Source organism: Thiorhodococcus drewsii AZ1 (assembly GCF_000224065.1).
GTDB classification, from domain to species: Bacteria; Pseudomonadota; Gammaproteobacteria; order Chromatiales; family Chromatiaceae; genus Imhoffiella; species Imhoffiella drewsii.
The window spans coordinates 1-23314 of sequence record NZ_AFWT01000055.1; the positions used below are offsets into that span (position 1 = coordinate 1).

The window sequence follows — 23314 nt, forward strand, 5'->3', positions numbered from 1 at the left end:
CCTTGCCCAATGCCGCGCGCTGGGCGGGCTTGCGCAGCATTGGAATGGTCGAACGCACCTGCTGGCAGGACGGTGTTCAGAGCGTCGAGCAACGCTACTTCATCGCCTCCATTGGCGCCGATGCCCAGCGCTTCGCCACGGCCGTGCGGGGGCACTGGGGCGTAGAAAATCGTCTCCATTGGCGCTTGGATGTGATCTTCAACGAGGATGCCAGCCGGATTCGCAAAGGCCAGGCTCCGGCCATCATGACCGCGATTCGTCATTGCTGCGTCAACCTGCTCGAGAAGGAGGGCTCCTCGCTCAGCATGGCGCACAAACGTCGCAAGGCCGCCTGGGACGACGACTATCGCGCTAAGGTCCTGGCTGGTTGATGATTAATACGCGCTCGCCCTGATCGGCGAGTCCTGATGCGCGACACTTTGGAGCGCTCTGTGGTAGGCTTGCTCATCGTAGCTCTCTAGGATTTCGCCGCTTACATTGCTTTTTTGCAACTTGGCCGCGCACGGATCGTCCCCTAATATACGTGCCTCGACGGTCAAAAGCCCCCCTAGACCCCCTCTGCCAAGCGATCGGCAATGCAACCATTGAAATCGAACACTCGCCCGAACGACGAGTTGCGTGCGGCACTCAAGGCTAGTCGCAACTCGTTTCTTTTCGCCGGCTTCTTCAGTCTTTTCATTAACCTGCTGATGCTGGTTCCGGCGCTCTACATGCTGCAGGTCTATGACCGGGTCATCGGTGCCAGGAACGAGTCCACCTTGCTGATGCTGACCATCCTGGCGCTGGGGCTCTTCGCGGTCCTTGGCTCGCTGGAGGTGTTGCGCTCCCGTATCTTGGTCCGAGTCAGTGCCCGGCTGGATCTTTTGCTTAATCCCCGGCTCTTCACGGCCATGTTCGATGCAAAGCTTCGTGATGGTCGCGGCGCGGGCGCTCAACCGATTGAAGATCTGACCAATTTGCGTCAGTTTCTCACTGGCAATGGGCTCTTTGCATTTTTCGACGTGCCTTGGATGCCGGTTTACATCTTCGTGCTGTTTCTGATGCATCCTTGGTTCGGTTGGTTCGCTATCGTTGCAGCCTTGTTGCTCTTCTCTGTTGCTCTAACGAACGAACTCACGACGCGAAAACCTCTCGGAAAGGCCAACGGATTGGCCATCGGTGCTCGGAGCTATCTAAGCGGGAATCTTCGCAACGCTGAGGCTCTGGAGGCGATGGGCATGCTGTCGCGGGTGCAGGCCCGCTGGTTCGATCGCCACCGTGAGGTCTTGCAGTTACAGGCATTGGCGAGCGATCGTGCAGCACTGCTTTCGAATGTCAGTAAGGTGTTGCGCATTGCGATGCAGTCCCTAATTCTCGGCATGGGCGCCTATCTGGTCATTCAGCAGGAGTTCACGCCTGGGATCATGATTGCGGGCTCCATCCTGCTTGGTCGCGCGCTGTCTCCAGTGGACATGCTGATCTCTGGCTGGAAAGGCTTTCTCGCCGCGCGCTCGGCCTACGGTCGACTGCATTCCTTGCTTACTGCTGTGCCGGAGCGCCAGCGTTTTATGTCCTTGCCGCCGCCGACGGGTAGCGTTTTGGTCGATAACATCATGGCTGCGCCGCCCGGATCGACAGTTCCCGTCTTGCGTGGCTTGCGATTCGAGATCGCCGCAGGCGAGATCGTCGGTGTCATTGGCCCGAGCGCCGCAGGTAAATCGACCCTGGCCCGCGTGATGCTTGGTGTTTGGCCTGTAGTGGCGGGTAAGGTTCGGCTCAGCGGCGCGGACATCAACCAGTGGAATAGGGATGAATTAGGTCCGTACATTGGGTATTTGCCTCAAGACGTCGAACTCTTTGATGGGACCGTGAGCGAGAACATTGCGCGTTTCGGTGAAGTCAATCCTGAGTTGGTCGTTGCCGCTGCCCAGCGCGCTCAGGTACACGATATGATTCTGCATCTGCCAAAGGGGTACGATACTCCGATTGGCGAGGGCGGTGCTGTGCTTTCTGGTGGTCAACGTCAACGCATTGGCTTGGCACGTGCCATTTATGGCAAACCAGTATTCGTCGTCCTGGATGAGCCCAACTCTAATCTTGATGATCAGGGTGAGGCTGCCTTAGTCAAGGCAATCAATCAGCTCAAAGCCGAGGGTGCTACGGTTGTGATCATTACCCATCGTCCCAGTGTGCTGCATTCCGTTGATAAGATCTTGGTTCTGCGTGACGGTATGGCTCAGATGTTTGGTCCCCGTGATGAGGTGCTCGCTCAATTTGCACGGCCAACTTCAGTTGCGCGGTCTCCATCTCCAACCTTGCCGACACAGGCCGTTGGCTAGAGCAATGTTCATGAAGCTTGAGGTTCCTAGCTGCGTCTAGGGCTCCGTCAAAGAATCGCCCCCTACCAATGGATAAGAACGTATTCATTGGATAGGGGGCTCTTTTCCCTCGCGATTCCTAGGATGCCGGCCCATCATTCCCCTGCATCGATAGAGAGACGATCAGGAATTTCTTTTTCGTTTCTTTTGGGCGATTAAGCTATGTGCTTTGGCTCGCGTGAGGTGCTGTGGCACTCAAGGGCGCCCGCTTTCCGGGAGGCGATCGATAGGAAAATCCTCCAACCTGCGGTCTTTCCCCATTCGTTCATCTTCCGTGCCTCAAAGGCTAGATAGAGTGGGTCTTTCGTCAATTGAAGCAGAGCTATAGAGCTAACGATGGATATCACGGTTAACCCTAGCCAGGTCGAAAAGCCTGCAGAGTCAAGGGATTTGTCTACCAGCGATAGGCCCGAGCGTATCGCTGGCCTTTTGATTCTCCTCGTCGCCTTGGGAGGCTTCATTTCTTGGTCGCTGTTGGCACCAATCGATGGTGCGGCTGTGGCGCCTGGCGTCGTGGCGGTGGAGTCGGCTAGAAAGTCGGTCAAGCATCTCGACGGTGGTGTCGTCAGCGAGATTCTGGTTCATGAGGGTGAACGGGTTGCCAAGGGCGATGTGCTGGTGCGTCTTGACGACACGGATGCTAGTGCGCAGCTCGAAATCGCTCGTGGCCAGTATCTTTCGGAGCGAGCGCAGGAGGCTCGTCTGCTCGCCGAGCGCGATGACCTTGATGAAATCCAGTTTCCCGATGAACTGCTCTCTGAGCAGACTGATTCACGTATTCGCGAAGCGATCAATGGTGAGCGTCGCGTTTTTCAGGCGCGCAGGAAGGCTCTTCTCGGCGAGCAGCAGGTTTTGATGCAGCGCGCCGATCAACTACAGGAGCGAATCCGTGGATTAGAGGCACTTGCGGCAAGCAAAACGAAGCGAATCAATCTCTATCAGGAAGAGATTGATGGTTTCAAAAAATTGTTTGCAAAGGGGCTTGGCGATAAGAGTCGGTTACGCGAATACGAGCGTTTATCCGCTGAACTGGAAGGTGAGCGTGGTCAACATCAATCCGATATCGCTAGTGCACGTGTCGAGATTGGCGAGTCAAAAATCCAGATTGCCCAGCTTAAGCGCAAGTTCACCAGCGATGTGGTGAGCGAGTTGCGCGACGTTGAAACCAAGGTTGCAGATTTACGTGAACGCATGCGGGCTTTGGGGAATACGTTAGAGCGTACTGTTATACGGGCCCCCGCATCGGGAGCCGTTGTCGCAACCAGCGTTCACACCATTGGTGGAGTGCTCCGTCCTGGTGATCACATCCTGGATATCGTGCCGGAAAACGATTCGCTGATTATTGAGGCTCAGGTGCAGCCCATCGATATCGATCGGGTGGCACCCGGCATGGAAGCGGATCTACGTCTTAGTGCCTTTTTGTCGCGGACGACTCCGGTCGTCGAGGGCAGGGTTCTAACGATTTCGGCTGATCGTCTCATCGATAAGGCCACCAATCGAGGCTATTACCTTGCTCGTATCGAGGTCACCCCGAAGGGGCTGGAAACGCTGAAGGGGCGCACGCTTCAAGCTGGCATGCCGGTCGAGGCCATGATCAAAACCGGCGAGCGCACATTTTTCGATTATCTCATTCGGCCTCTGACGGATCGGGTGTCTCAGGCATTTACGGAGGAGTGATGCGAATCGCTTTTCGCAATACGCGGAAAGGTCATTTGCCGTAGCAACATATGAATCTGTTTCTTTTGCTTGATTTTACTCGGCAGGATTTCGTCGATCGTTATTCTGGTTCCGTTCTGGGGGCCTCCTGGGCATTTATTCATCCGCTTGTGATGATTTTCATCTTCACGGTGATCTTTGCCAATGTGATGGGCGCTCGATTGCCTGGTGACTCGAGCAGCTATAGCTACACCCTGTATTTGGTCAGCGGTTTGTTGCCTTGGATGGCCTTTGCCAACACGGTCACGCGAGGCTCGACCGTGTTTCTGGATCGGCGCAATATAATCGCCAAAATACCCCTCGACTTGGCCTACTTGCCGATTTATATCGTCGTTTCAGAGGGCGTCGCCTTTCTCATTTCTATGGCGATTTTTATGGGGTTCTTGCTCATTATCGGGAAGCTTCCGGGTGAGCCATTCCTCTTTCTGCCCTTGGTGTTCATTTTGCAGCAGATTTTCGCCTTTGGACTCGGTTTGCTGTTTGGCGTGCTCAATGTGTTCCTGCGGGATATCAAGGAGATGGTGGGCATTATGCTGACCTTTTGGTTCTGGTTGACGCCAATCGTTTGGGTCCCAGATGTAGCGCCGCAATTGGTTCAGGATTTTCAGCATTATCTCAATCCCGCCTATCTCTTCATTGCTGCCTACCGTGACATTTTCGTTCATGACCAAATGCCAGACTTCGGCGCCTTGTCCCGGTTGGTGGTAATCGCGCACGCTACATTGCTTGCGGCATGGTTCTTGTTGAAGTCGCTGGAAAGGGACGTTCGGGATTTCCTATGATTGTTTTCTTGCTTGCAACCGTCGGCCTGACATTGGCCGTCGCCGGCGCTGGTCGTGCCTTAATGCGCCGTTTTAGCGGTTCTCCAATCACCGTCTCGCTGATCCTGTTGTCAGCGCTTTACTTCCTCGTCGTCTTTCAACTCGCGCGTCATCTGATCGAGGGGGCTCGATGATTCGCGCCGAACATGTCAGCAAGCATTTCAGGCTCTACCGTAAGCCTTCCGACCGGCTCAAGGAAATCCTGCTGCGGCGTTCCTATCACAGCGTCCATCAGGCGCTTGAGGACATCTCCTTTCAGGTCGATGACGGTCAGACGCTCGGAATCATCGGTCAGAACGGGGCTGGCAAGTCGACCCTGCTCAAGATTCTGACCGGGGTTTTGCTGCCGGACAGCGGGCGGGTGCGGGTATCGGGGCGCATCACTGGACTGCTCGAACTGGGGACCGGCTTCAACCTGGAGATGAGCGGCATCGAGAATATCCGCGCCAACGCTATGCTGTTGGGGATGGGGGCCGACCAGATCGCGTCCCGGCGCGAGGCCATCATCGATTTCGCGGAACTCGGTGAGTTTATTCACGAGCCGCTGAAGACCTATTCGTCGGGCATGATCATGCGGCTGGCCTTCGCCATCGCCATCCATGCCGACCCCAGCTGCTTCGTCGTCGACGAGGCGCTGTCGGTCGGCGATGCCTATTTCCAGCAGAAGTGCATGCGCGCCATCCAGGATTTCCGTGCCCGCGGCGGCAGTATCCTGTTCGTCTCTCACGACATGAGCGCGGTGAAGGCGCTCTGCGACCACGCCCTGCTGCTTGAGGGTGGGCGCATCATCGATCAGGGGTTGCCGAAGGACGTGGTCGATCACTATCACGCCATGTTCCTGCACCGCAGCCATCAGGGCGATGTTCCTGTGGTAATTCAGCGGCCGACCGAGCATGCTGCTCCTCGCTCACAGAACTCCGCTCCCCTGGCCGGAACGGGCGAGGTCGAGCTCGTCAAGCTCGAGATGCTCAACGCCCAGGGGCAGGTCGTCGAGCACGTTACCAGCGAAGCGCCTTTGACGATCGTCGCTCATCTGCTCGCGCATCGCGATCTCGACCAGCCTCACTATGGCATTGGAATTCGCAATCGCTTCGGGCACTCGGTATTCGAGACCAATACCTATTGCATGGGGCAGACACCAGCTGCCTTGACAGCCGGTGAAACGGTGCGGGTGGAGTGGCGCGTCGTCGCCAATTTGATCAAGGGCGATTATTCGATGACCGTTGGGGTGGGCAATCGACCCTATGGGACGGGGAGTTTCGATGAGATCCTTTTTTTCTCGCACGATCTCGCGATGCTCAAGGTCGAGGTCGATCCCGATGCGATTCGTTACGACGGTTATTTCAACATGCACCCGGATGTCAGCATTCAGACTGTGGGTTGAAGTGGATATTGGCCGATTAAGCGTCTGATGGATGTTCTTCCCCTATGAGCGACGATCTCGATCGCACCAGCGCCAGCGTGCGTCACGCCTATACCGCCCATTACTATCTCGAGGATTGCGGCGGCTACGAGACCTACCGTGAGCATGGCGGCAAGCAGCTCGATCTGCGTCTCGACTGTATGGCCCGGCTTGCTGCCTATCGGGATGGACAACCGCCGTTGCGGCTGCTCGATCTCGGGTGCGGTCGGGGCGAACTCGCGCGCTATTTTGCGGCGTTCGGCCATCATGTCGATGCGATCGATTATTCGGCGGATGCCTTGCGTTTGGCCGAGGACTGCTTCGCTGGCGAGCCCGAACTGCGTCGGCGCGTCCGATTGGAATGCGCCTCGGTGACGGATCCCCAGGCCTATCGCGGACTGTACGACATCGTGCTGGCCTCCGATCTGATCGAGCATCTGGCCCCGTCCGAACTGGAGCAGCTCTACACCCTGATCCGCCGCCACCTCGCGCCGGATGGTGTGTTTATCCTGCACACCTTTCCGAATCTCTGGTATTACCGCTACGACTATCCCTGGCGGCGCCGACAGGCCGCGCTCGATGGCGAAGACTTACCTGTAGAGCCGCGCACGCCGTACGAGTTGCAGATGCATATCAACGAGCAGTCGCCTCGGGTTCTGCGGCGTCAGTTGCGGTCTGCTTTTGAGGATGTGCTGCTGTGGGCTGGCGATCATCTGGAACCTGCCGGTAGTCTGGCACGTCCGCTCGGTAAGGACGGCTGGCGTTCTGCGCGATCTCTATTCGCGATTGCGGGACGACGTTCGATCGATGCCGACCGTGTCGTCGAGGTCTTGAAGGTTCCCGCGCCGATTGCCGAGTTCGGTGCCGCCGCTCCCGACTCGCCGGCTCAAGAGTCGAGTGCGGCTGAGGTCGAGACGCCTGTATGTCTCGATCGCTTCGCTCGGGCTCAGACCAGCAACCCCGTCTTCCTTCGCTTGCTGGGCGCATTGCGGCGCATCGCGCCCTTGCGTGCCATCCTCGATTATCTGAACGCCCTCGCGAAGCTTGCCGACATTCCGCATTCACTGGTTGCGTTGGGTGTTTCGCAAAGCGAGCGGCAGGCCGCTGCCGAGGCACGTATCGCGCGTCTCGAAGCGGCTATCGTGGCGGCGAGTGCTCCATCCTCTGCGGGGCAGGGTGACGGGATATCCGGCGGTTCGACGGGTGGCCAGGATCTGACCGCCTGGTATCAGGATTTCGAGAACCACTTTCGTGGCGCCCCATCGGTGATTCGCGAGCGCCTTCAGGTCTATCTGCCGCTGCTCGCCGAAAGCCCGCTGTCCAGCGAGACCCCTTTGCTGGATCTCGGGTGCGGTCGAGGCGATTGGCTCGCCTTGCTGCGCGATGCGGGCTATCCGGCGCGCGGCGTCGATACCAATTCCGCGGCGCTGGAACAGGCGCGCGCGGAGGGGCTGACGGTCGAGCAACGGGATGTCGGTACCTGTCTGGCGGGACTGCCGCCCTCCAGTCTCGGCGCTATTAGTGCCATGCATCTGATCGAGCATCTGCCGTTCGCGCAGACGCTGTCGCTGCTCGACGCCTCCCTGCGCGCATTGGTGCCGGGAGGGCTGCTGATCCTAGAGACCCCCAATCCAGAGAACCTCAGTGTCGGTGCCTGCCACTTCTATACCGACCCGACGCATCTGCGTCCGCTGGTTCCGGCTGTTTTGGAGTTTGCGGCCGTACGCTGCGGATTCGTCGAGGTGCGTCTCATGAGGCTCAGCCCGGATCGGCCCGAAAATCAGGTGCCGGGCGACGATCCCTTGACCTCCCGTTACAATGCCATGCTGCACGGTCCGAGGGACTATGCGCTCGTTGCCCGCAAGGGGGCTTCGTGAACCTATAACCCATGCCGTTGGTGCTCGGCCCCGGTAGCGGGGATCGTGGTCGCGTCTTGGCGTCGGGCCGAGTGCCTGTTGCGTTGTCACTGCTCATGGTGTTTCGCTGGCGTTGTCCGCCTATATCGATTCGGTTCGAGATCTCATGCATAAACTTGTCACCTTCATCCGCAACACGGCCAACCGCTATCCGCGTGTCGCCTGGTTTCTGGCCGACATCGTTCGTCGTTCTCCGCGTCTCAATCAGTATCTGGCGAAGACCTATGGAGTCCGCATTCTGCCGCGCCCAACAGAAGGCGATCAGCCTCAGGGCTATCGCTTCGGTTTGGTGTCCAGTCCAGATGGATTGCCCGCCGATGGACGCGCCATCCTCAAGCAGCTCGTTCGCTGATTCCGAAGGCGGCGTGGTACTTGTCGTGGAATCCGGTTGCTACTCCTTGACGACATTGAGTCGCCGACCTTCATGGCGAACATCGATCTGTCGAGGGGTTAAATTGGCCGGATGATGAAGACCGGTTTGCAATCGATCCGGATTTCGGCTCCGTCACCGATCGCGATCAGCGACACACTCTTTATTCCCATCGAAACGGAAAGCGGAACAACATTCGAATGCGTATCCTCGTCGACCTTCAAGCCTGCCAATCCAGTAGTCGTCTGGGCGGGATCGGACGCTATTCGCTCCATCTTCTCGAAGCCATGGCGCGTCACGCTGGCCAACATGAGCTGCGTGTTCTGCTCAACGACCTGATGGCGGACAGCATCCCGGGGCTCTACGAGCACCTGGGACGGATGCTTCCCAGAGAGCAGATCCAGGTTTTCCAGGTTCCTGGGCCGGTCGCCGAGCACGATCCGGCCAACCAGGCCCGCGCTCGTGCTGCCGAACTGATTCGCGAGGGTTTCATCCAGCAGTTCGCGCCCGATATCGTCCATGTCGCCAGCCTGGTCGAGGGACTGGGCGACGATGTCGTCAGTTCGGTCGGCGAGCTGTTTCCAGGCGATTCCACCGCTGTCACCTTCTACGACCTCATTCCTTTAGTCGACAAGGAGCGTTATCTGACGGCACCGGTCATCACCGAGCATTACTACCGCAAGATCGCCGGATTCAAGCGGGCCGGCGGACTGCTGGCGATCTCTGAATTTTCCCGTCAGCAGGGCATCGACGAGCTGGGGCTGGACCCCGATCGAATCGTCAACATCGCCGCTGGGGTCGACGAACGCTTTCGCCCGCTCTCGATCCCGCCCGACCAGGCCGCCGCCGTTCGCCAGCGCTATGGTATTCGAGGTGGTTTTCTGCTCTTCACCAGCAGTTTCGACCAGCGCAAGAACCATGGCCATCTCATCCAGGCATTCGCTCGGTTGCCGCGCGAGCTGCGTCGCCGATGGCAACTGGTCATCATCGGCAACGGTTGGGACGCCATCTACGCGCATTTCCGCAAGCTTGGGGCCGATTCGGGGCTGAGCGATGACGAGCTCGTTTTCACCGGCCATGTCGGCGACGACGACCTGCTCGCGCTCTACAATCTCTGCGACCTTTTCGTCTTCCCCTCCTTGTCCGAGGGTTACGGTCTGCCCGTGCTTGAGGCCATGGCCTGCGGCATTCCGACCATCGCCTCCAACACCACCAGCATCCCGGAGGTCGTTGGTCGTGCGGATGCGCTTTTCGATCCTCATGATATCGATAGTATCGCCGCCAAGATGCGAGAGGCGCTGTCGGATGACGGTTTCCGCTGCCAGCTCGCCGAGCACGGGCTCTCCTTCAGTCGGCGTTTCACCTGGGATGCCTCTGCCAAGCGAGCGCTGGAGGCGCTGGAGGCTCAGTACGAGCGGACGCGCCGGCAGCCCAAGCCCGCGCCGGATCGGGTGCGGTTGGAGACCATTGCGGCCCTGCGCCGCCTCGCGGACAAGACGCCCCGATCGTCGCCCGACGCCGTGCGCATTGCCGCAGCCCTCTCGGCTAACGGGCGCTGTCTGCGCGATCTCAGGCCTCGGCCGAGCCGAATCGGCTGGATCACGACCTGGAACACTCGCTGCGGTATCGCGACCTATTCTCGCCACTTGGCCGGGGCGCATCTCTCCGACTATTGGTTTTTTGCTCCCTATGAGTTGGGGCTCGAATGCCCGGACGAACCTAATGTCATCCGTTGCTGGCATCCCGGACAAGACGATCTGCGCCTGCTCGCCGAGCAGATCGACGCATACCAGATCGACACCCTGGTCATCCAGTTCAACTACGGTTTCTTCGATTTCGAATCCTTCCGACGTTTTCTGCAGGAGATGATCGGGACCGGTCGGCGTCTCTATGTCGAGCTGCATTCGACGACGGATACGCCCGAAAAGCATCTGGCCGAATTTGCGGTTCCGCTCGCGCTCTGCAATGGCATCTTCATTCACTCGCAAAACGATGCCGAGGTGCTTGCCCGTCTCGGACTCACGGACAACGTCGAGATCTTTCCGCATGGCGTGCCCGACTTGACTCCGGCGCAGGTGGCCCTGGAGATTCCGCGTGAACGCTTCGTGGTCGCCTCCTATGGCTTCTTCCTGCCGCACAAAGGGCTGTTCGAGCTGATCGACGCCTGTCGCATTTTGATTGCCGAGCAGGGCATCGATCTGCACCTGCTTATGATCAATGCTGAGTACCCGGTCGCGATTTCAGCCGAGCTGATTGCCGAGGCGCGCGAGCGGATTCGGGCTTACGGTCTCGAGGATCGTGTGACGCTGGTGGCGGATTTTCTCGATCACGCGCAGAGCCTGGCCTATCTGCGCCAGGCCGATCTCATCCTCTATCCGTACCAGGAGACCGGGGAGTCGGTGAGTGGTGCTGTGAGAATGGGCCTGGCCGCACAGCGTCCGGTCGCGGTTACGCCGCTGGCGATTTTCGATGACGTCGCCGAGGCGGTCTGGCGTCTGCCCGGAACGGATCCGATGGCGCTTGCCCAAGGAATCCTCGATCTGCGGCGACGTTTGCTGGACGCCGATCCGGATCTGCAGCAGATCCAGGCTCAGGCGGTGGCCTGGCTTGATACGCACAGCTACGCGCGTCTGTCTGAGGTGCTGTGGGAGCGCCTCACGGCCTGATCGGATCGTGTTAAGCCAATGATCAAGTCGATTCGGACTGGAATCTTCTATGTCTTCGACGGTCTTTCGGCGCTCCTGCACGTCGGCGCCGCGCGCAATCGTCTCCGTGAGCTCGAGGGGCAATGCCAGGAGCTGCGTGAGCGCCACAGGGCCAGCGCGGACGCGCTGGATCGGCTGGTGTTGGATTTGGAACAGCGCGAGCGCGAGCGACGCGAGGAGCTGGCGCGGCTTGAGTTCGAACTCCAGCGCCAGCATCGCGAGGAGCTGGCGCGGTTGGATATGGAGTTGCGACGTCAGCACGGCGAGGCGTTAGCCGGGCTCGAGACTGAATGTCAGGCGCAGTTCGAGCGGGTCTGGCAGACAGCTGCTGCCGACTGGCGGAATGCGGCATTCGAGCGCTACTACGTGCAACTCGGATTGCAGCGTCAGCTGGATCGGTTGTCCGTTGCGCTCATCGAGCGCCAAACCTCCAAGCCCAATGTCTCCATGGTGCGGGCTTCGGCGGGCTTCGGCGATGCTCAGACACCAGCGATTCCCGCGCATCCCGACAACCATCATCTGGTTACGCACCCTTACACCTTGCTGCAGGTCGGTCCCTTCGGTCCGTCTCAGGCTCAGCACCGATCGATCGATGTCTTGCTCGCCCTGCGCCGACTCGGCGAGGAAAACCTCGCATTAACGCTCGCCAGTCCGGCATCGTCCGATGACGATGTCGAATATCTCGCCTTTCTGCGACGATACGCGGAGCGTCTCGGTCTCGAATCGATGGTGCGGATTCTGTCGGGTCGCTCCGACGTCGAGCTGGCGGACGATTATCATGCCGCAGATATCTACCTATGCCTGGTCGACACTCCACTCGACGTCTCGTCTGGGTGCCTGGGGGTGCAACGGGCGCTCCATCATGATCGTTTGGTGCTCGCGTACGACTCGGGCGAGGAGAGTGAGCGGCTGAGGTCGCTGCTTCCTCCCGCGTCCCGCATCTGCGAGCTGACGTCCGATCGTGTGGCGGACCGGATTCGGATTCTGATGCGCGATTCGCGTCGGCGAGGTCGTCAGCTCGCCGAGCAGCGTGCCTGGCCGGTGCGGGCTTATGATCCAAAACAGGTGTCGGACGGTGCGGCGCTGAACATTCGTATCGAGGGTCCCTACGACTCCACCTACAGTTTGGCGCTGGTCAATAGCGCCATCGCAAACGCCCTGAACCAGTACGGCGATCTCGTCACCCTGCACAGCACGGATGGCTATGGCGACAATGTTCCCAATCCGCTGTTCTTGCAGGCGCATCCCGAGATCGATGCGATCCGGCGCACCCGGCTGGAGCGGGTCGATGTGACATTGCGCAATCTCTATCCGCCAAGGACCAATGCCATGGCGGGTATCGACAGGGTTATCGGTCCTTACGGTTGGGAGGAATCCGGCTTTCCGGCTGCCTGGATTCAGGGTTTCAATCGTCGGCTGACCGGTGTCCTTTGCATGTCGGACTCTGTTCGAGATCTTCTTCTCGCCAATGGGCTGGAGATCCCGGCGGTGACCACAGGGATCGTCGCCGACGGCATTCTGCCGCACGCGCTCGAGGATCCGGGTTTCGCGCTTCCTGATGGTTATCGTCTGCTGCACATCTCGTCCGGGTTTCCCCGCAAAGGTATCGATGTGCTGCTCCGCGTTTTTGCCCACTTGCCCGCCGAGATTGCGCTCGTCATCAAGACCTTTCCCAATCCGCACAACGATGTACGGCGGCAGTTGCTGGATCTCGGTTTTCGTGGCGTTCGTGTGCGGGTGGGAGGTCTTTCAGGCGGGGAGGACGACAACAGCCCGGATCTGGCGCCGGTGACGTACTGGACCAGAGATGCTCGCCGGATCCTGTTGATCGATGCCGATCTCGCGCCTGGGCAGATCGCCTGGCTCTATCGGCATGCCGATCAGTTGGTGGCGCCAAGTCGTGGGGAAGGGTTCGGGCTGCCCATGGCTGAGGCCATGCTGTTCGGGGTGCCGGTGGTGACGACCGATTACGGTGGGCAGCGGGATTTCTGTACCCCGGAAACAGCCTGGCTGATCGACTCCAGGCTTGCTCCGGCTAAAACCCATTTCGATCTTTCAGGCTCGCAATGGGCTGAGCCCTCTGCCTTCAGCCTGAGGCAGAGGATTCTCGAGGTCATGCGGTCGAACCCCGAAGAACGGCTCGCCAAGACCGCTCGGGCGCGAGATCTCGTGCAAAGCCGCTACAATGCCCAGGCCGTCGCGGAGCGGATTCACAGTGCCTTGCGACTCTTTGCCAAGGGTCGGGTGGAGCCAGATCCCACTGGTCACGAGACTTAAAGTTCCTGGCCAGTGGCATGAACGGCATTCAGACCTCGGTCAATCCGTTCAATAGGTCCGGAATACTGTCGATTGCGGCATCCCGTGTGGCGGTATCCGAGGTCACTCCGGTCAGGACGTCCTGACCGGCCTCTCTCAGGATTGCCCGATCCGTCTCGCTCAGTCCGCTGTAGACAATGCCATGCGATGACTGATAGGACGCGAAGGCCAGAGCAGTTTCCACTCGATTGCCGAACCGGGCCATGTCATTGGCGGCATCCTCGTTTGCCCAACCGCCTTCGATCATGGCGATGATCATATCGTTGCGCTCCAGCCGACCGGATTGCAGCTCGGTGACCCAGTAGTCGTATCCGCTCGCATCGGCAGCGCGCCCGAAGATGTTTAGATACAGGGACTCGATCAAGGCTCCGTCGTCTAGGGTATCTGGATATTCCATCTTGACCAGAGGCTGATCGAAGAAACTTTGTGCGACCGTCGTCGGATTCCATTCCGGTTGCGTTTGAATCTGCTCGACCCAGTATTCGAGACCCTCGTCGTCTGGGGCATAGCCCATGGTCGCAATATAGATTTCGGCGACGCGCCAGGCGGCGTCGCGTCGGTCGCTGTTACCACTGGACTCGGTGTTCGCGGTGATCGTATCCGAGGCACTGCTGACGCTAGCTGAGCCGTAGGCTCGAATGCGGTAGTAATAGGTGGTTCCGGAGTCGAGTCCGGTCACCGAATAGCTGGTTGTGTTGCCTACATCTCGCGCCGAGTAACTTGTGACGAAGCTGGAAAAGTTAGCGTTGGTTGAGACGTCGAGTTTGTATCCCGTGGCGTCGCAGACGCTCTGCCAATTTGCCGTGAAGCTGCTGGTGGTCATGTCGGTTGCGGCTGTCGCCGCTGGCTCATCGAGCAGGGCGCTGGATCGATAGCCGGCGATAATGCAACCTGTTTCGCCGAGGAGTCGGGTGTTGTCGGCGCTATCGGCGTCTCCGGCCGGGGTGCCTTGGAAGGTTTCCAGGGGCGTTGAAAACAAGGGGGCCGGCTGATAGTAACCACCGTATCCATCGAAGTTGTAGGCCATGATGGTGTGGTAGTCGACGCCGTTCGAGCCTGTAAAATACCATCCGGAAGAGTACTGATTGTCAAGATCCCGATTCGGTCCGGGGTCGGACTTCTGATCGCTGGCGTGATCCGCGCCGAAATTGTGTCCAACCTCATGCGTTAGTGTATGGCTAATGGCCACAGAGCGGATGGCGCTTTCCGTATAGGCATAGCTTGGTGAACCTCTCCAGCTTGAGAGTAAGTAGCCCAAGCCGACATTTCCTTGCGCGCTTCCGGTATCGGTCAGTAATGCGACAAGGTCTGCCTTATAGGTGTCCCGCGCGTTGTGAACGGCTGCGAATGCCCCAGATCCCGCTTGCATTGCGGTCAGATCCGTCGTGAAGCTAGAGTATGTATAGTTTACAGCCATCGAGTGGGCATGCCGGAACCTGATATCCGAGCCAGAGTTCTGCATGGCCATATTCATGCGATTGACGACGTCTTCCGAGAAGGTGTCCATCGAGCTGCTCGATCCGAGCCATGAAACCGCTCCATTTTCATAGACGAACATGATATCAATCGACGTCGCATAGGCTGTCGGCAAGTGCCAGATGAGGATCGATGCAAGGATTGCAATCATTCCGAACGATCGGAATTGGCGTGTTTTTCGTTGTGAGAGATGCATGTCGACTCCTTGCCAGCGAGCTGAGTGTAATGTGGTGCGCGTCTGCGTTTTAAACTTCAGTCCGTCGGTGGAACAAGTGGCGGAAGATGCTGAACGTCCGTCATCTGTTTTAAGTCGATTTCGAAAACCTGGCCGGCTCCACTTTCGGTATCGCCGACGACTCTAAACAGAGTGTCGCTCTCCGGATTCTGAAGCGAAATCATATAATGAATCGGGTCGACGACCATGCTGAAAGAGGCGAATTTCCTATTTGGTAAGCGTCCGATCAGGCTAATGCTCTCTGGCGTAGGTCTGGATTCGGATGAGACAATGACGGTTGTTTCCTCTCCGCTAAAGAATTCCAGGCTGATCAGCTGTTCCGTATAGACGGACTGGGACGCGATCCTTTGTCCATTGATGGACGAGACTGGCAATAGGGCGTTCGCGTCAAGCTGGACCGCTCCAGATCGTGTGATATAGCTTTCCTCGGTCTGAACGGGTTGTTGGGTGCGTTGCATTTGGCTCGCTGAATTCGTTGGCGCCGATGTCAATAGAGGAATCGGGCTACCGAACGCAACGCTCGATACTGCGAGCAAGATGACGGCTATCTTCTTCATCGCCGTGGTTGAAACTCCTGAGCGGTCTCGCTCGATCATGGATGGATGGATGTGGCTTTCGGATGTTTTTCTGCACGCCACCCCCGTTTTTTCGGTTTCTTTAGATTTCGCAGTGTCGACGTCTTCTCGTTCGCCGTCTTCAAGACTGAATCGGCAAGAAGCTTCTGCCGCTATTCGAGCACTGAAGGCTGCCGTTAGACAGTGATTTCCGTCACTGAACCCCTCGATATTCCACCAAGCCTCTCCGCTCTCGCCATGTTTTCGCGTCGCTGTCTTCGGATCGAGGGCGAACCTTAGGTTTTCCCTACTTCGAGCCTGCGGGACCAGAGACTGGCCTCCTTGTGATGGCCGTCACATTTTTTGGTGTGATTCCAGTCTCATTCTGGTGAGCCGGCGATCTCCGACCTCGCTCTTGCAGTCTGCATCACAGTTCCATTCTGCCCCGCCTGATTAACTCGCCCCCGAGTCACGTTGAAGCGCTGTCCGCAGCAAGGCTGGCGATCCCATCGCCTTTGCTTCGAGGCTTCAGTCGCTGAAGACAAAACAGAATCAGGTAATATCGAAATGCTCGGCTTGCTGGAAAAGAATACGCGGCGCGGTGAATACTCTTTCAATGCTATCCTCCGGTATGGCGCGGCAGGGTGCTTGATTGTTCTTCCATTGATGCTTCTATCTTTTTCTGCTAATGCAGATACGACTGTGACCTTCGCATGGGATGCCGTCGACGATAGTCGAGTCGATCATTATGAGCTGAATTACGGCTTGGCGTCCGGTCAATACGAAAATCAGATTATAACCAATCTGACCGATATTTCCATCGATCTTATCGGTTATGAGAAGACCTATTATATTGCGGTTCGGGCATGCGACTCCGCCAATACGGTATGCAGCGATTATTCCAATGAAGTATCCGTGACAACGTCGGCCAAGCATAACCCGCTGGTGGCGGATTTCAGCGCCAGCGTATCGAGCGGTATCGCGCCACTATCCGTAATCTTCTCCGAGCAGTCCATTGGAGCCGTGACGAGCCGCAACTGGAGTTTCGGCGATGGCGAAACCAGCGGCGCAGGCACGGCGGTTCACACCTACACGGCACCTGGTCGCTACACCGTGAGTCTGACGGTGAGCGGTCCGGATGGCAGCGACTCCGAGACCAAGGTCGCCTTGATCAATGTTCAAGAGGCGGCTGATTCCGATTCGGGAACCACTGATGCTACCAACGTCGGAAGCGATACCGTGATGAATTTCGTCGTCGACGACTCCGTGCGCGACAATGCCTGGCGGGTTGCCGAGATCTACATCGCGACCATGTCTTATGCTCCGGACGCCGAGGGCTTGGAATACTGGGTGAATCGGATCGACAACGATTCTGCGTGGGATCCGACGCGTGTCGCCCAGAGTTTCTTCGATCAGACGCTCGTTCAGGAGCTTTATCCGGCCGATATGGACGACGGCACCTTCATTGAGGCCCTGTATTTCAACGTCTTCGGTCGGGAGGTCGATTCGGCTGGCTACTACTATTGGCTGGATGAGTTGCAGTCTGGGCGCCTTCAGCGTAACGAGATGATCATTGCCCTGATTGAGGGTGGCTGGGTCAACGCCGATGCAGTCAGCGATATGGCCCGCTTCGCCAACCGTGTCGAAGTTGCCCTGTCCTTCTCAGACTACCAATCCGAGTATGGGATCGGCTACGGTGCCCTGACCCCACAAAACCAGGCCTATCTGCGCCAAGTGGGTCAGGATGTGCTCAATAGCGTGACGGATGATGCGGCGACCCGCGACTCCGCCATCGCCTCCATTCCCGAGCGTCTGGCGGCGCTTCTCTGAAAACCATGTCACCTCCAGCGACCCCGGACGCTGGCTCTGGGGGAGCTGTGGTCCTTTCGCTCATTCTGATTCTCCCCCGCGCTTGTTCTTTCCCGTCAGAATCCCAGTCGCTGCTTGCAGGTTGTCCGAGCGCCATCTAGCTTATAGAGGCGTCCGTGTCGAAAGGTTACCTCGTTCCGGTCTGCATCGCGTTCCGGTTGCTTTGTTCGGCGGCTGGATTCGCTGGCCGTTTCCCTTCCTGCTCCATGGATGGCGTTTGGTCGGAGCGAATGCCGCCTTCCGGTCCTGGCGCAGTTCGGGTGCCCCGTGCGTGGGCTATGGTTGTGTCTAAGATCGCATGCGTCAAGAGTTTCCGCCCCATGATGCATCGATCGTTTCGGCGGCATCCAATGTCCTTGTGCGAACCAGGCCGGATCTCGCCAGCAAGGCGTGGCCTGGGCGCCTTTCCTGTCATTATCGTGATTAGGAGTAATGCGCGATGCCATCCGCCGCATCCAGATCGTCCGTGTCACCCCGTGCGCTACCTTGGTTTTTGGTTCAAATCATCTTCCTGCTCGTGCTGTTCATCGCCCAGTCCATGGCCGGTAACACGGCGAGGGCCGCCGCTGCGGTCGACCGCACCACATCCTGGCGCGTCGCCGAAATTTATATTGCCACCATGGGCTATGCCCCTGACAACGAGGGGCTCCAGTACTGGGTGGGTCAGATCGAAAGCGGTGGCTGGACGCCGACGACCGTCGCCCAGAGCTTCTTCGACCAGCCTCTGGTGCAGGTCAAATATCCTGCGTCGCAATCCGACTCAGACTTCATCGACGCCCTCTATCTCAACATCTACGAGCGTGCCGCCGACGCCGATGGCAAGAACTACTGGTTGCAGGCTCTGCAGTCCGGCATGGCGCGCAACAGCATGGTGATCGCCCTGATCGAGGGTGGCTGGGACAATCCGCTCGCCGCAGAGGACATGGCGCGCTTCGCCAATCTGATCGAGGTCGCGCGCGCCTTCGCCGACGAGCAGTCGAGTCGCGGCATCATTTACTCCGATCTGACCGACGATGAAAAGACCGCTCTGCGACAGGCCGGTGCGAGCGTCCTCTCTGGCATCACCTCCGACACTGCGACCCGCGATAGCGCCATCGCGCAGATTCCCTCTCTGCTCGACACCCTCGTCGCCGATAATGCCGCACCTGTGGCAAGCGATCTGTCCGTTCAGGCCAATCCATCGGTTCCGCTCACCCAGGTGACCCTGATTGCCACCGATGCCGACAACGACACCCTGAGCTATCTGCTCGTCTCGCCAGCGACTGGGACCGGCTACGACAACGCCTACGTGGCGTCTCAGTCCGGCAATCTGTACGTCACGCTCGACGGCTCCGGGCAGGATTTCTCCCTGGTGTACCGCGCTTCCGACGGCTTGGCCTACAGCGCCCCGGCGACGGTTACCGTCAGTGTGATCTCCGTGACGGACGATCGCGAGACCGGAGAGGGCGGGGTGGACCCGACGACCTACGGCCAGTTCCCCATCATCAACCCCTACGGCGACCTACTGGGCGATCCCGGCGACAGCCCGCAACTGCCAAGCTCGGTCGACTTGAGCTCCAGCTTCCCGGCACCCGGCAACCAAGGCGGCCAGGGCAGCTGCGTGGCCTGGGCGACGGCCTATGCGCTCAAGGGCTATCAGGAGAAGGTCGAGAACAACTGGGAACTGAATCGTCTGGATCACCTCTTCAGTCCAGCCTTCATCTACAACCAGATTCGGATAGGCGGCTGTGGCGATGGGTCCCTTATCTCCGATGCGCTCGATCTTCTCAAGAGCACCGGTGTCTCGACCTGGAATGCCATGCCCTACACGGAGTCCGAATGCTCCACTCAGCCGTCCAGCACAGCCGTGCAGGAGGCCGCCAACTTCAAGATCGCCTCCTGGGGGCGGCTACAGGGTAACGACTCCATCAAGGCCGAACTGGCCAACCATCGCCCGGTGGTGATCGGCATCCCGGTCTATGACTCCTTCATGAACCTCAGTGGCAGCAACTCCGTCTACAACGCCCTCACCGGCCAAAATCACGGCGGACACGCGATCACCATCGTCGGCTATGACGACAACCGCTATGGCGGCGCCTTCAAGGTCATCAACTCCTGGGGTACCGATTGGGGCGACAACGGCTATTTCTGGCTGACCTATGATCTTGGGCGCCAAGGCGTCATTCAGCAGGCCTACAGCGCCCAGGACGTCGACAACCCCAATGACCCCGACCCGGTCGATCCCGAGCCGACCCCGGCCAATGCCCCGAACCTTCAGATCATGAGCTGGTCGGCGGATTACGATTCGGCGCCGGGTGGAGCTGGATCCTTGCAATGGCGTGTCGCCAATACCGGGACCGGGGTTGCCCCGGCCGGGGCCTATGTCAATCTCATGCTGTCCGAGAACGCCGACATTTCCAGCGGCGACGTCTTCGTGGTCTACGAGACGATTCCGTTCGATCTCGATGCGGGCGATTTCGTCTATCGCGATGAGAACAACGCCATCGGTTTCCACTTCCCGGATACCTTGGTGCCCGGAATCTATTACCTGGCTCTGTGGGTAGACGACCTCAACGCGGTCGAGGAATCCAACGAGGATGACAATGTTTCCTTCGGTGACGATCAGGTCACCATTGCCAGTAGCCTGCCCGACTTGGCCGTGCAGTACTGGTACGCCGAATGGGACGGGGCTGGCAGTGGAACCTTCCTCTATGAGATCGTCAATCAGGGGCAAAGCACGGCCCCGGCAGGGTGGGATGTCAATCTCGTTCTGACGCCTGACGAGACGCTGGGCAATGGCGACGACTACTACCTCTTCTATGAGGACACGCCCTTCAACCTGGAGCCGGGCGAGTACGTCTATCGTGACGAGAGCATTCCTGCCTACTTCAGCATGACCGGGCTCCCCGCCGGAATCTACTACATGGCGGTATGGGCGAACGACCTGAGCGAGATCGCCGAGTCCAACGTGCGCAACAACATCTCCTGGGGTTGGGGTCCGATCAGTTGGGGCTTGGGCTCCTCGGAGGTGCTGGGTGCGGACAGGAGCGACAGACCGGTGATCTCCCGCTACCAGACCGGCGAGCGGTCCTGTCTATTCAACGGGCGCGACTTCTCCGAAAAGCCCGTCGAACTGCGCAAGGTGGAAATCGTCGCCACCCCGAGTGGTGGCCGTCAGATGCGTCTAGTTGACGAGGGTAAACCTGGCCTCGTCATGTCGTCGAGTGCCTCCACGGCCCCTGGCGTGATGGAAACAGGGTCACTACGTTTGCCCAAGACCATCGAGTCGCGGGATATTGGCGTCTTCCCCGTCGGTGAAGAGCATTCTATGCCATAACCGCCAGCCCCCTTTTTTTGACAAAAAAGGGGGCTTAGACGACCCTCGATCCTAAGACCACGTGAAAGCGTTGGGTGTCGCGACATCCGCGCAGCAAACTCATCCGAACCCGTCAGCTGAAAAGATCGACCTGTCACCCTGGATTGGAGCCCCCATGGCCGTGGAGCTGGAAGACATTGAATTCATCAAGGCTCAATCTGCATTCCGGACAGTTACGCCACCAACGTTCCCAGGAGTGCAGGTAGCAGCCCTTTGCCGCGTACGCGAGCGTTGTGGACGAACTGGAAGAAACTCAGGTACAACGGAAGATGTTCCTGGGAGATCCCTCGGTGTGGACGCAGCCAGGAACGGAGCAAGGACCAGACGCCTTCGATCGTGTTGACGTGGATCTCGTGGAAACCGTCGCCGTCCTCGTCTCGGGCATATTCGCCGCAGCTGTGGCAGACGGTGTGATGGTCGTAGCCCCAGGCGGGCAAGCGGGCGTAGATGTCGTACTCATCGGTGTAGAAGCGTGTCCCCTTGGTCACGGTGGCGCGAATCAACGGTTCGATGGTCTTCTGCTGGACATTCTCGAGCATGTGAAACACGACCTCGCCGCCCCGTTGGATCAGGCCGAGAATCGGTGGTTTTTCCTTGGCCAAGATGCCCCGGCCCCGAGCACCTTTCAGGCGACGACGACGGCCTTGGCGCCCTTGCTGTCTCACCGCCTCGGGATGCCCCTTGTGTCCGGCGACCACGTACACCTCGTCGGCTTCGACCTCGCCACTGAGTTCGGGGAGAACCTGCTGGCTGTCGATGCCCGCGCGCAGTTGCTCGGTCATGCGTTGAGCGTCATCTTTGTGCAGGCCCAGTTCGTGGCTCACTTGGCGATTGGACAGATTCAAGCCCATGAAATACAAGCGCACCACCCAGGTGCGCAGTGGTCGATGGTGACCCGCGAAGACAGTCCCGGTCAGATCGTCGAACCAGCGCCCGCAGTCGCTGCAGCGGTATTTCTGCCGCTGGGGTTGCGTCGTATCCCGACCTTGCTTGCTGACCGCCGCCGAGTCGCAGTGCACGCAACGCGGGCCTTCAGGCCAGCGCAGGGTACGCACGACCTCGAAACACTTGGCATCGTCGATAAGGTTCAGGATATTGAGCATGAGACGGGCGGGCAGACCGAAGGCAACGAAAGGGCCAAAATTGTAGCCCTCTCGCTTGTGTCATGCGCGACCTGCTTGATTCTCCGGTTCGCTGTCACCCAACTCCGGAACTGCCTGAAACGCAGAAAGAGCCTTCATTAAAAGCCATTTGGGCGAGTGGCTGGCGGAGTAATCACAGGGCAAGCCGCCGGTGGTGTACGAGATTGAGCGGCACGAATGCTTGGGGCGTGTGGAGGAGAAATTGCGGCATCAGCGCGAACTGATGCGCCAAGGCTTCGAGCAGATGGACAAGCGTCACGATCAGCATTTTCTCTGGCTGGCCGGCTTCATTGCCACGAGCGCGGGCCCGACCATCGCCGCCATGCGCTTTCTGTGAGCCGAGCAGATGGTTCGGACTGGCGAGCCCTTGCGCGCCTGTGGTGGCCTGTCGCCTCGGCGCTTGACCTTTCGTGCTTTCGGCCCAGACTTTACCTCAATCTCACAGAGAGTGCCGACGCATGATTACGTCCTATCCTCGTCAACCGGTTTCGTGCCGTCTTTTCCCGACCATTGTGGCGGGTTGTTTAACGTTACTTACCGGCGGGTGCGCTGCAGCGGTCGATTATCCGCCCAATCAAGGCCGGTTTGAGTCGTCGGCTCCGGCATTGGGCGTTGCGGTCGAGCTGCCCAACCCGGCTGAGCGGCACTGTAGCCAGGACGGCTACCAGGTCGTGCCACTGTATCGCAACGGAATCCCCGTCAGTAGCCTCTGCGTCAATCCTGGCAATGGTCGTCGCTGTGGCGTCTGGGATTACTATCGCCAGAGCTGCCGTCTATAGCAAAGAGTGCAAGCGCCTCTTTCGAGGGGGCAGTAAACTCGATACGCGCCTGTGCATGCGTGTTTCGGAGTTATTGTGATTTCTGGTGTACAGGCGCCCGAGGAGGGATGGCGTATCCTGTCGACTGGTCACGACCAAGATCACAGACGACAGAGGTGGATACGCCATGACCGAGTCTACGCTTGAAGGTCTTTCACAACCAGAAATCGAGGGGCACGACCCGCTGCATGCGTTGCTCAGGAAGGGGCGCGGCGAGCTCATCGCTCAGGCCGTCGAGGCGGAGTTGGCGAGCTTTCTGGCC

17 protein-coding genes and 2 pseudogenes are annotated in these 23314 nt (G+C 58.9%); 16 read left to right on the plus strand and 3 right to left on the minus strand.

Going from position 1 to position 23314, the window contains the following annotated elements; genetic code table 11:
• The 11 genes and pseudogenes from THIDRDRAFT_RS21475 to THIDRDRAFT_RS24165 form a co-directional block, all read left to right on the plus strand.
• Nucleotides 1-371: ISAs1 family transposase (locus tag THIDRDRAFT_RS21475; protein ID WP_040845735.1), on the plus strand; the 371-nt coding region annotated here is incomplete at its 5' end.
• 204 nt (nt 372-575) lie between these two features.
• Nucleotides 576-2318 carry a type I secretion system permease/ATPase gene (locus THIDRDRAFT_RS21480; RefSeq protein ID WP_007043031.1) on the plus strand — a complete coding sequence of 581 codons (1743 nt, stop codon included), beginning with the start codon at nt 576-578 and terminating at the stop codon, nt 2316-2318.
• A 375-nt stretch (nt 2319-2693) separates the two neighbouring features.
• Nucleotides 2694-4034: an HlyD family type I secretion periplasmic adaptor subunit gene (locus tag THIDRDRAFT_RS21485; RefSeq protein WP_007043032.1), complete on the plus strand. Its 1341-nt coding sequence runs from the start codon at nt 2694-2696 to the stop codon at nt 4032-4034.
• Nucleotides 4035-4084: 50 nt separating this feature from the next.
• Nucleotides 4085-4855: an ABC transporter permease gene (locus tag THIDRDRAFT_RS21490; RefSeq protein ID WP_007043033.1), complete on the plus strand. Its 771-nt coding sequence runs from the start codon at nt 4085-4087 to the stop codon at nt 4853-4855.
• Complete coding sequence (locus THIDRDRAFT_RS26275) at nt 4852-5028, plus strand: hypothetical protein (protein ID WP_007043034.1); 177 nt, start codon at nt 4852-4854, stop codon at nt 5026-5028. Before THIDRDRAFT_RS21490 ends, THIDRDRAFT_RS26275 begins: the two co-directional genes overlap by 4 nt.
• 152 nt (nt 5029-5180) lie before the next feature.
• Nucleotides 5181-5471, plus strand: a pseudogene (locus THIDRDRAFT_RS27405) (ABC transporter ATP-binding protein); the annotation flags it as partial.
• Nucleotides 5466-6278, plus strand: a complete 813-nt coding sequence (locus THIDRDRAFT_RS27410) for a Wzt carbohydrate-binding domain-containing protein (RefSeq protein WP_425358452.1) — start codon at nt 5466-5468, stop codon at nt 6276-6278. The pseudogene THIDRDRAFT_RS27405 and the gene THIDRDRAFT_RS27410, both read left to right, overlap by 6 nt.
• 44 nt (nt 6279-6322) lie before the next feature.
• Nucleotides 6323-8173 carry a methyltransferase domain-containing protein gene (locus tag THIDRDRAFT_RS24155; protein WP_007043036.1) on the plus strand — a complete coding sequence of 617 codons (1851 nt, stop codon included), beginning with the start codon at nt 6323-6325 and terminating at the stop codon, nt 8171-8173.
• 145 nt (nt 8174-8318) lie between these two features.
• Nucleotides 8319-8564 carry a hypothetical protein gene (locus tag THIDRDRAFT_RS21510; RefSeq protein ID WP_007043037.1) on the plus strand — a complete coding sequence of 82 codons (246 nt, stop codon included), beginning with the start codon at nt 8319-8321 and terminating at the stop codon, nt 8562-8564.
• A 218-nt stretch (nt 8565-8782) separates the two neighbouring features.
• Complete coding sequence (locus THIDRDRAFT_RS24160) at nt 8783-11248, plus strand: glycosyltransferase (protein WP_007043038.1); 2466 nt, start codon at nt 8783-8785, stop codon at nt 11246-11248.
• An 18-nt stretch (nt 11249-11266) separates the two neighbouring features.
• Nucleotides 11267-13564: a glycosyltransferase gene (locus THIDRDRAFT_RS24165; RefSeq protein WP_007043039.1), complete on the plus strand. Its 2298-nt coding sequence runs from the start codon at nt 11267-11269 to the stop codon at nt 13562-13564.
• A 28-nt stretch (nt 13565-13592) separates the two neighbouring features.
• Here the strand turns inward: THIDRDRAFT_RS24165 and THIDRDRAFT_RS21525 are convergent, their stop codons facing one another.
• Both THIDRDRAFT_RS21525 and THIDRDRAFT_RS21530 read right to left on the minus strand, forming a co-directional pair.
• A complete protein-coding gene (locus THIDRDRAFT_RS21525; RefSeq protein WP_007043040.1) occupies nt 13593-15275 on the minus strand; it encodes a DUF4214 domain-containing protein in 1683 nt (560 codons plus the stop codon).
• 56 nt (nt 15276-15331) lie between these two features.
• Nucleotides 15332-15910 carry a hypothetical protein gene (locus THIDRDRAFT_RS21530; protein WP_139058854.1) on the minus strand — a complete coding sequence of 193 codons (579 nt, stop codon included), beginning with the start codon at nt 15908-15910 and terminating at the stop codon, nt 15332-15334.
• Between the two features lie 432 nt (nt 15911-16342).
• Here THIDRDRAFT_RS21530 and THIDRDRAFT_RS21535 point away from each other — a divergent pair, with 432 nt between their 5' ends.
• Nucleotides 16343-17698, plus strand: a complete 1356-nt coding sequence (locus THIDRDRAFT_RS21535) for a DUF4214 domain-containing protein (RefSeq protein ID WP_139058855.1) — start codon at nt 16343-16345, stop codon at nt 17696-17698.
• Nucleotides 17699-18176: 478 nt separating this feature from the next.
• Entirely contained in the window at nt 18177-21053 is a 2877-nt protein-coding gene (locus tag THIDRDRAFT_RS24170; protein ID WP_007043043.1) for a C1 family peptidase, read from the plus strand.
• A 212-nt stretch (nt 21054-21265) separates the two neighbouring features.
• On the opposite strand, the gene THIDRDRAFT_RS21545 is transcribed toward THIDRDRAFT_RS24170, so the two are convergent.
• On the minus strand, nt 21266-22195 hold the full coding sequence (locus tag THIDRDRAFT_RS21545) for an IS1595 family transposase (protein ID WP_007043044.1): 930 nt from the start codon (nt 22193-22195) through the stop codon (nt 21266-21268).
• A 190-nt stretch (nt 22196-22385) separates the two neighbouring features.
• Between THIDRDRAFT_RS21545 and THIDRDRAFT_RS21550 the strand changes: the two genes are divergently transcribed.
• From THIDRDRAFT_RS21550 to THIDRDRAFT_RS25940, 3 genes and pseudogenes are all read left to right on the plus strand, one after another.
• A complete protein-coding gene (locus THIDRDRAFT_RS21550; RefSeq protein ID WP_007043045.1) occupies nt 22386-22571 on the plus strand; it encodes a hypothetical protein in 186 nt (61 codons plus the stop codon).
• A 121-nt stretch (nt 22572-22692) separates the two neighbouring features.
• Nucleotides 22693-23013: a DUF333 domain-containing protein gene (locus THIDRDRAFT_RS27415; RefSeq protein WP_007043046.1), complete on the plus strand. Its 321-nt coding sequence runs from the start codon at nt 22693-22695 to the stop codon at nt 23011-23013.
• 166 nt (nt 23014-23179) lie between these two features.
• Nucleotides 23180-23314 (plus strand): annotated as a pseudogene (locus tag THIDRDRAFT_RS25940) (IS256 family transposase); the annotation flags it as partial.

Bases quoted from the DNA above. Each gene is read 5' to 3' on its own strand.
- THIDRDRAFT_RS21480 (WP_007043031.1), top strand. From the start codon at position 576: ATGCAACCATTGAAATCGAACACTCGCCCGAACGACGAGTTGCGTGCG.
- THIDRDRAFT_RS21485 (WP_007043032.1), top strand. From the start codon at position 2,694: ATGGATATCACGGTTAACCCTAGCCAGGTCGAAAAGCCTGCAGAGTCA.
- THIDRDRAFT_RS21490 (WP_007043033.1), top strand. From the start codon at position 4,085: ATGAATCTGTTTCTTTTGCTTGATTTTACTCGGCAGGATTTCGTCGAT.
- THIDRDRAFT_RS26275 (WP_007043034.1), top strand. From the start codon at position 4,852: ATGATTGTTTTCTTGCTTGCAACCGTCGGCCTGACATTGGCCGTCGCC.
- THIDRDRAFT_RS27410 (WP_425358452.1), top strand. From the start codon at position 5,466: ATGCGGCTGGCCTTCGCCATCGCCATCCATGCCGACCCCAGCTGCTTC.
- THIDRDRAFT_RS24155 (WP_007043036.1), top strand. From the start codon at position 6,323: ATGAGCGACGATCTCGATCGCACCAGCGCCAGCGTGCGTCACGCCTAT.
- THIDRDRAFT_RS21510 (WP_007043037.1), top strand. From the start codon at position 8,319: ATGCATAAACTTGTCACCTTCATCCGCAACACGGCCAACCGCTATCCG.
- THIDRDRAFT_RS24160 (WP_007043038.1), top strand. From the start codon at position 8,783: ATGCGTATCCTCGTCGACCTTCAAGCCTGCCAATCCAGTAGTCGTCTG.
- THIDRDRAFT_RS24165 (WP_007043039.1), top strand. From the start codon at position 11,267: ATGATCAAGTCGATTCGGACTGGAATCTTCTATGTCTTCGACGGTCTT.
- THIDRDRAFT_RS21525 (WP_007043040.1), bottom strand. From the start codon at position 15,275: ATGCATCTCTCACAACGAAAAACACGCCAATTCCGATCGTTCGGAATG.
- THIDRDRAFT_RS21530 (WP_139058854.1), bottom strand. From the start codon at position 15,910: ATGATCGAGCGAGACCGCTCAGGAGTTTCAACCACGGCGATGAAGAAG.
- THIDRDRAFT_RS24170 (WP_007043043.1), top strand. From the start codon at position 18,177: ATGCCATCCGCCGCATCCAGATCGTCCGTGTCACCCCGTGCGCTACCT.
- THIDRDRAFT_RS21545 (WP_007043044.1), bottom strand. From the start codon at position 22,195: ATGCTCAATATCCTGAACCTTATCGACGATGCCAAGTGTTTCGAGGTC.
- THIDRDRAFT_RS27415 (WP_007043046.1), top strand. From the start codon at position 22,693: ATGATTACGTCCTATCCTCGTCAACCGGTTTCGTGCCGTCTTTTCCCG.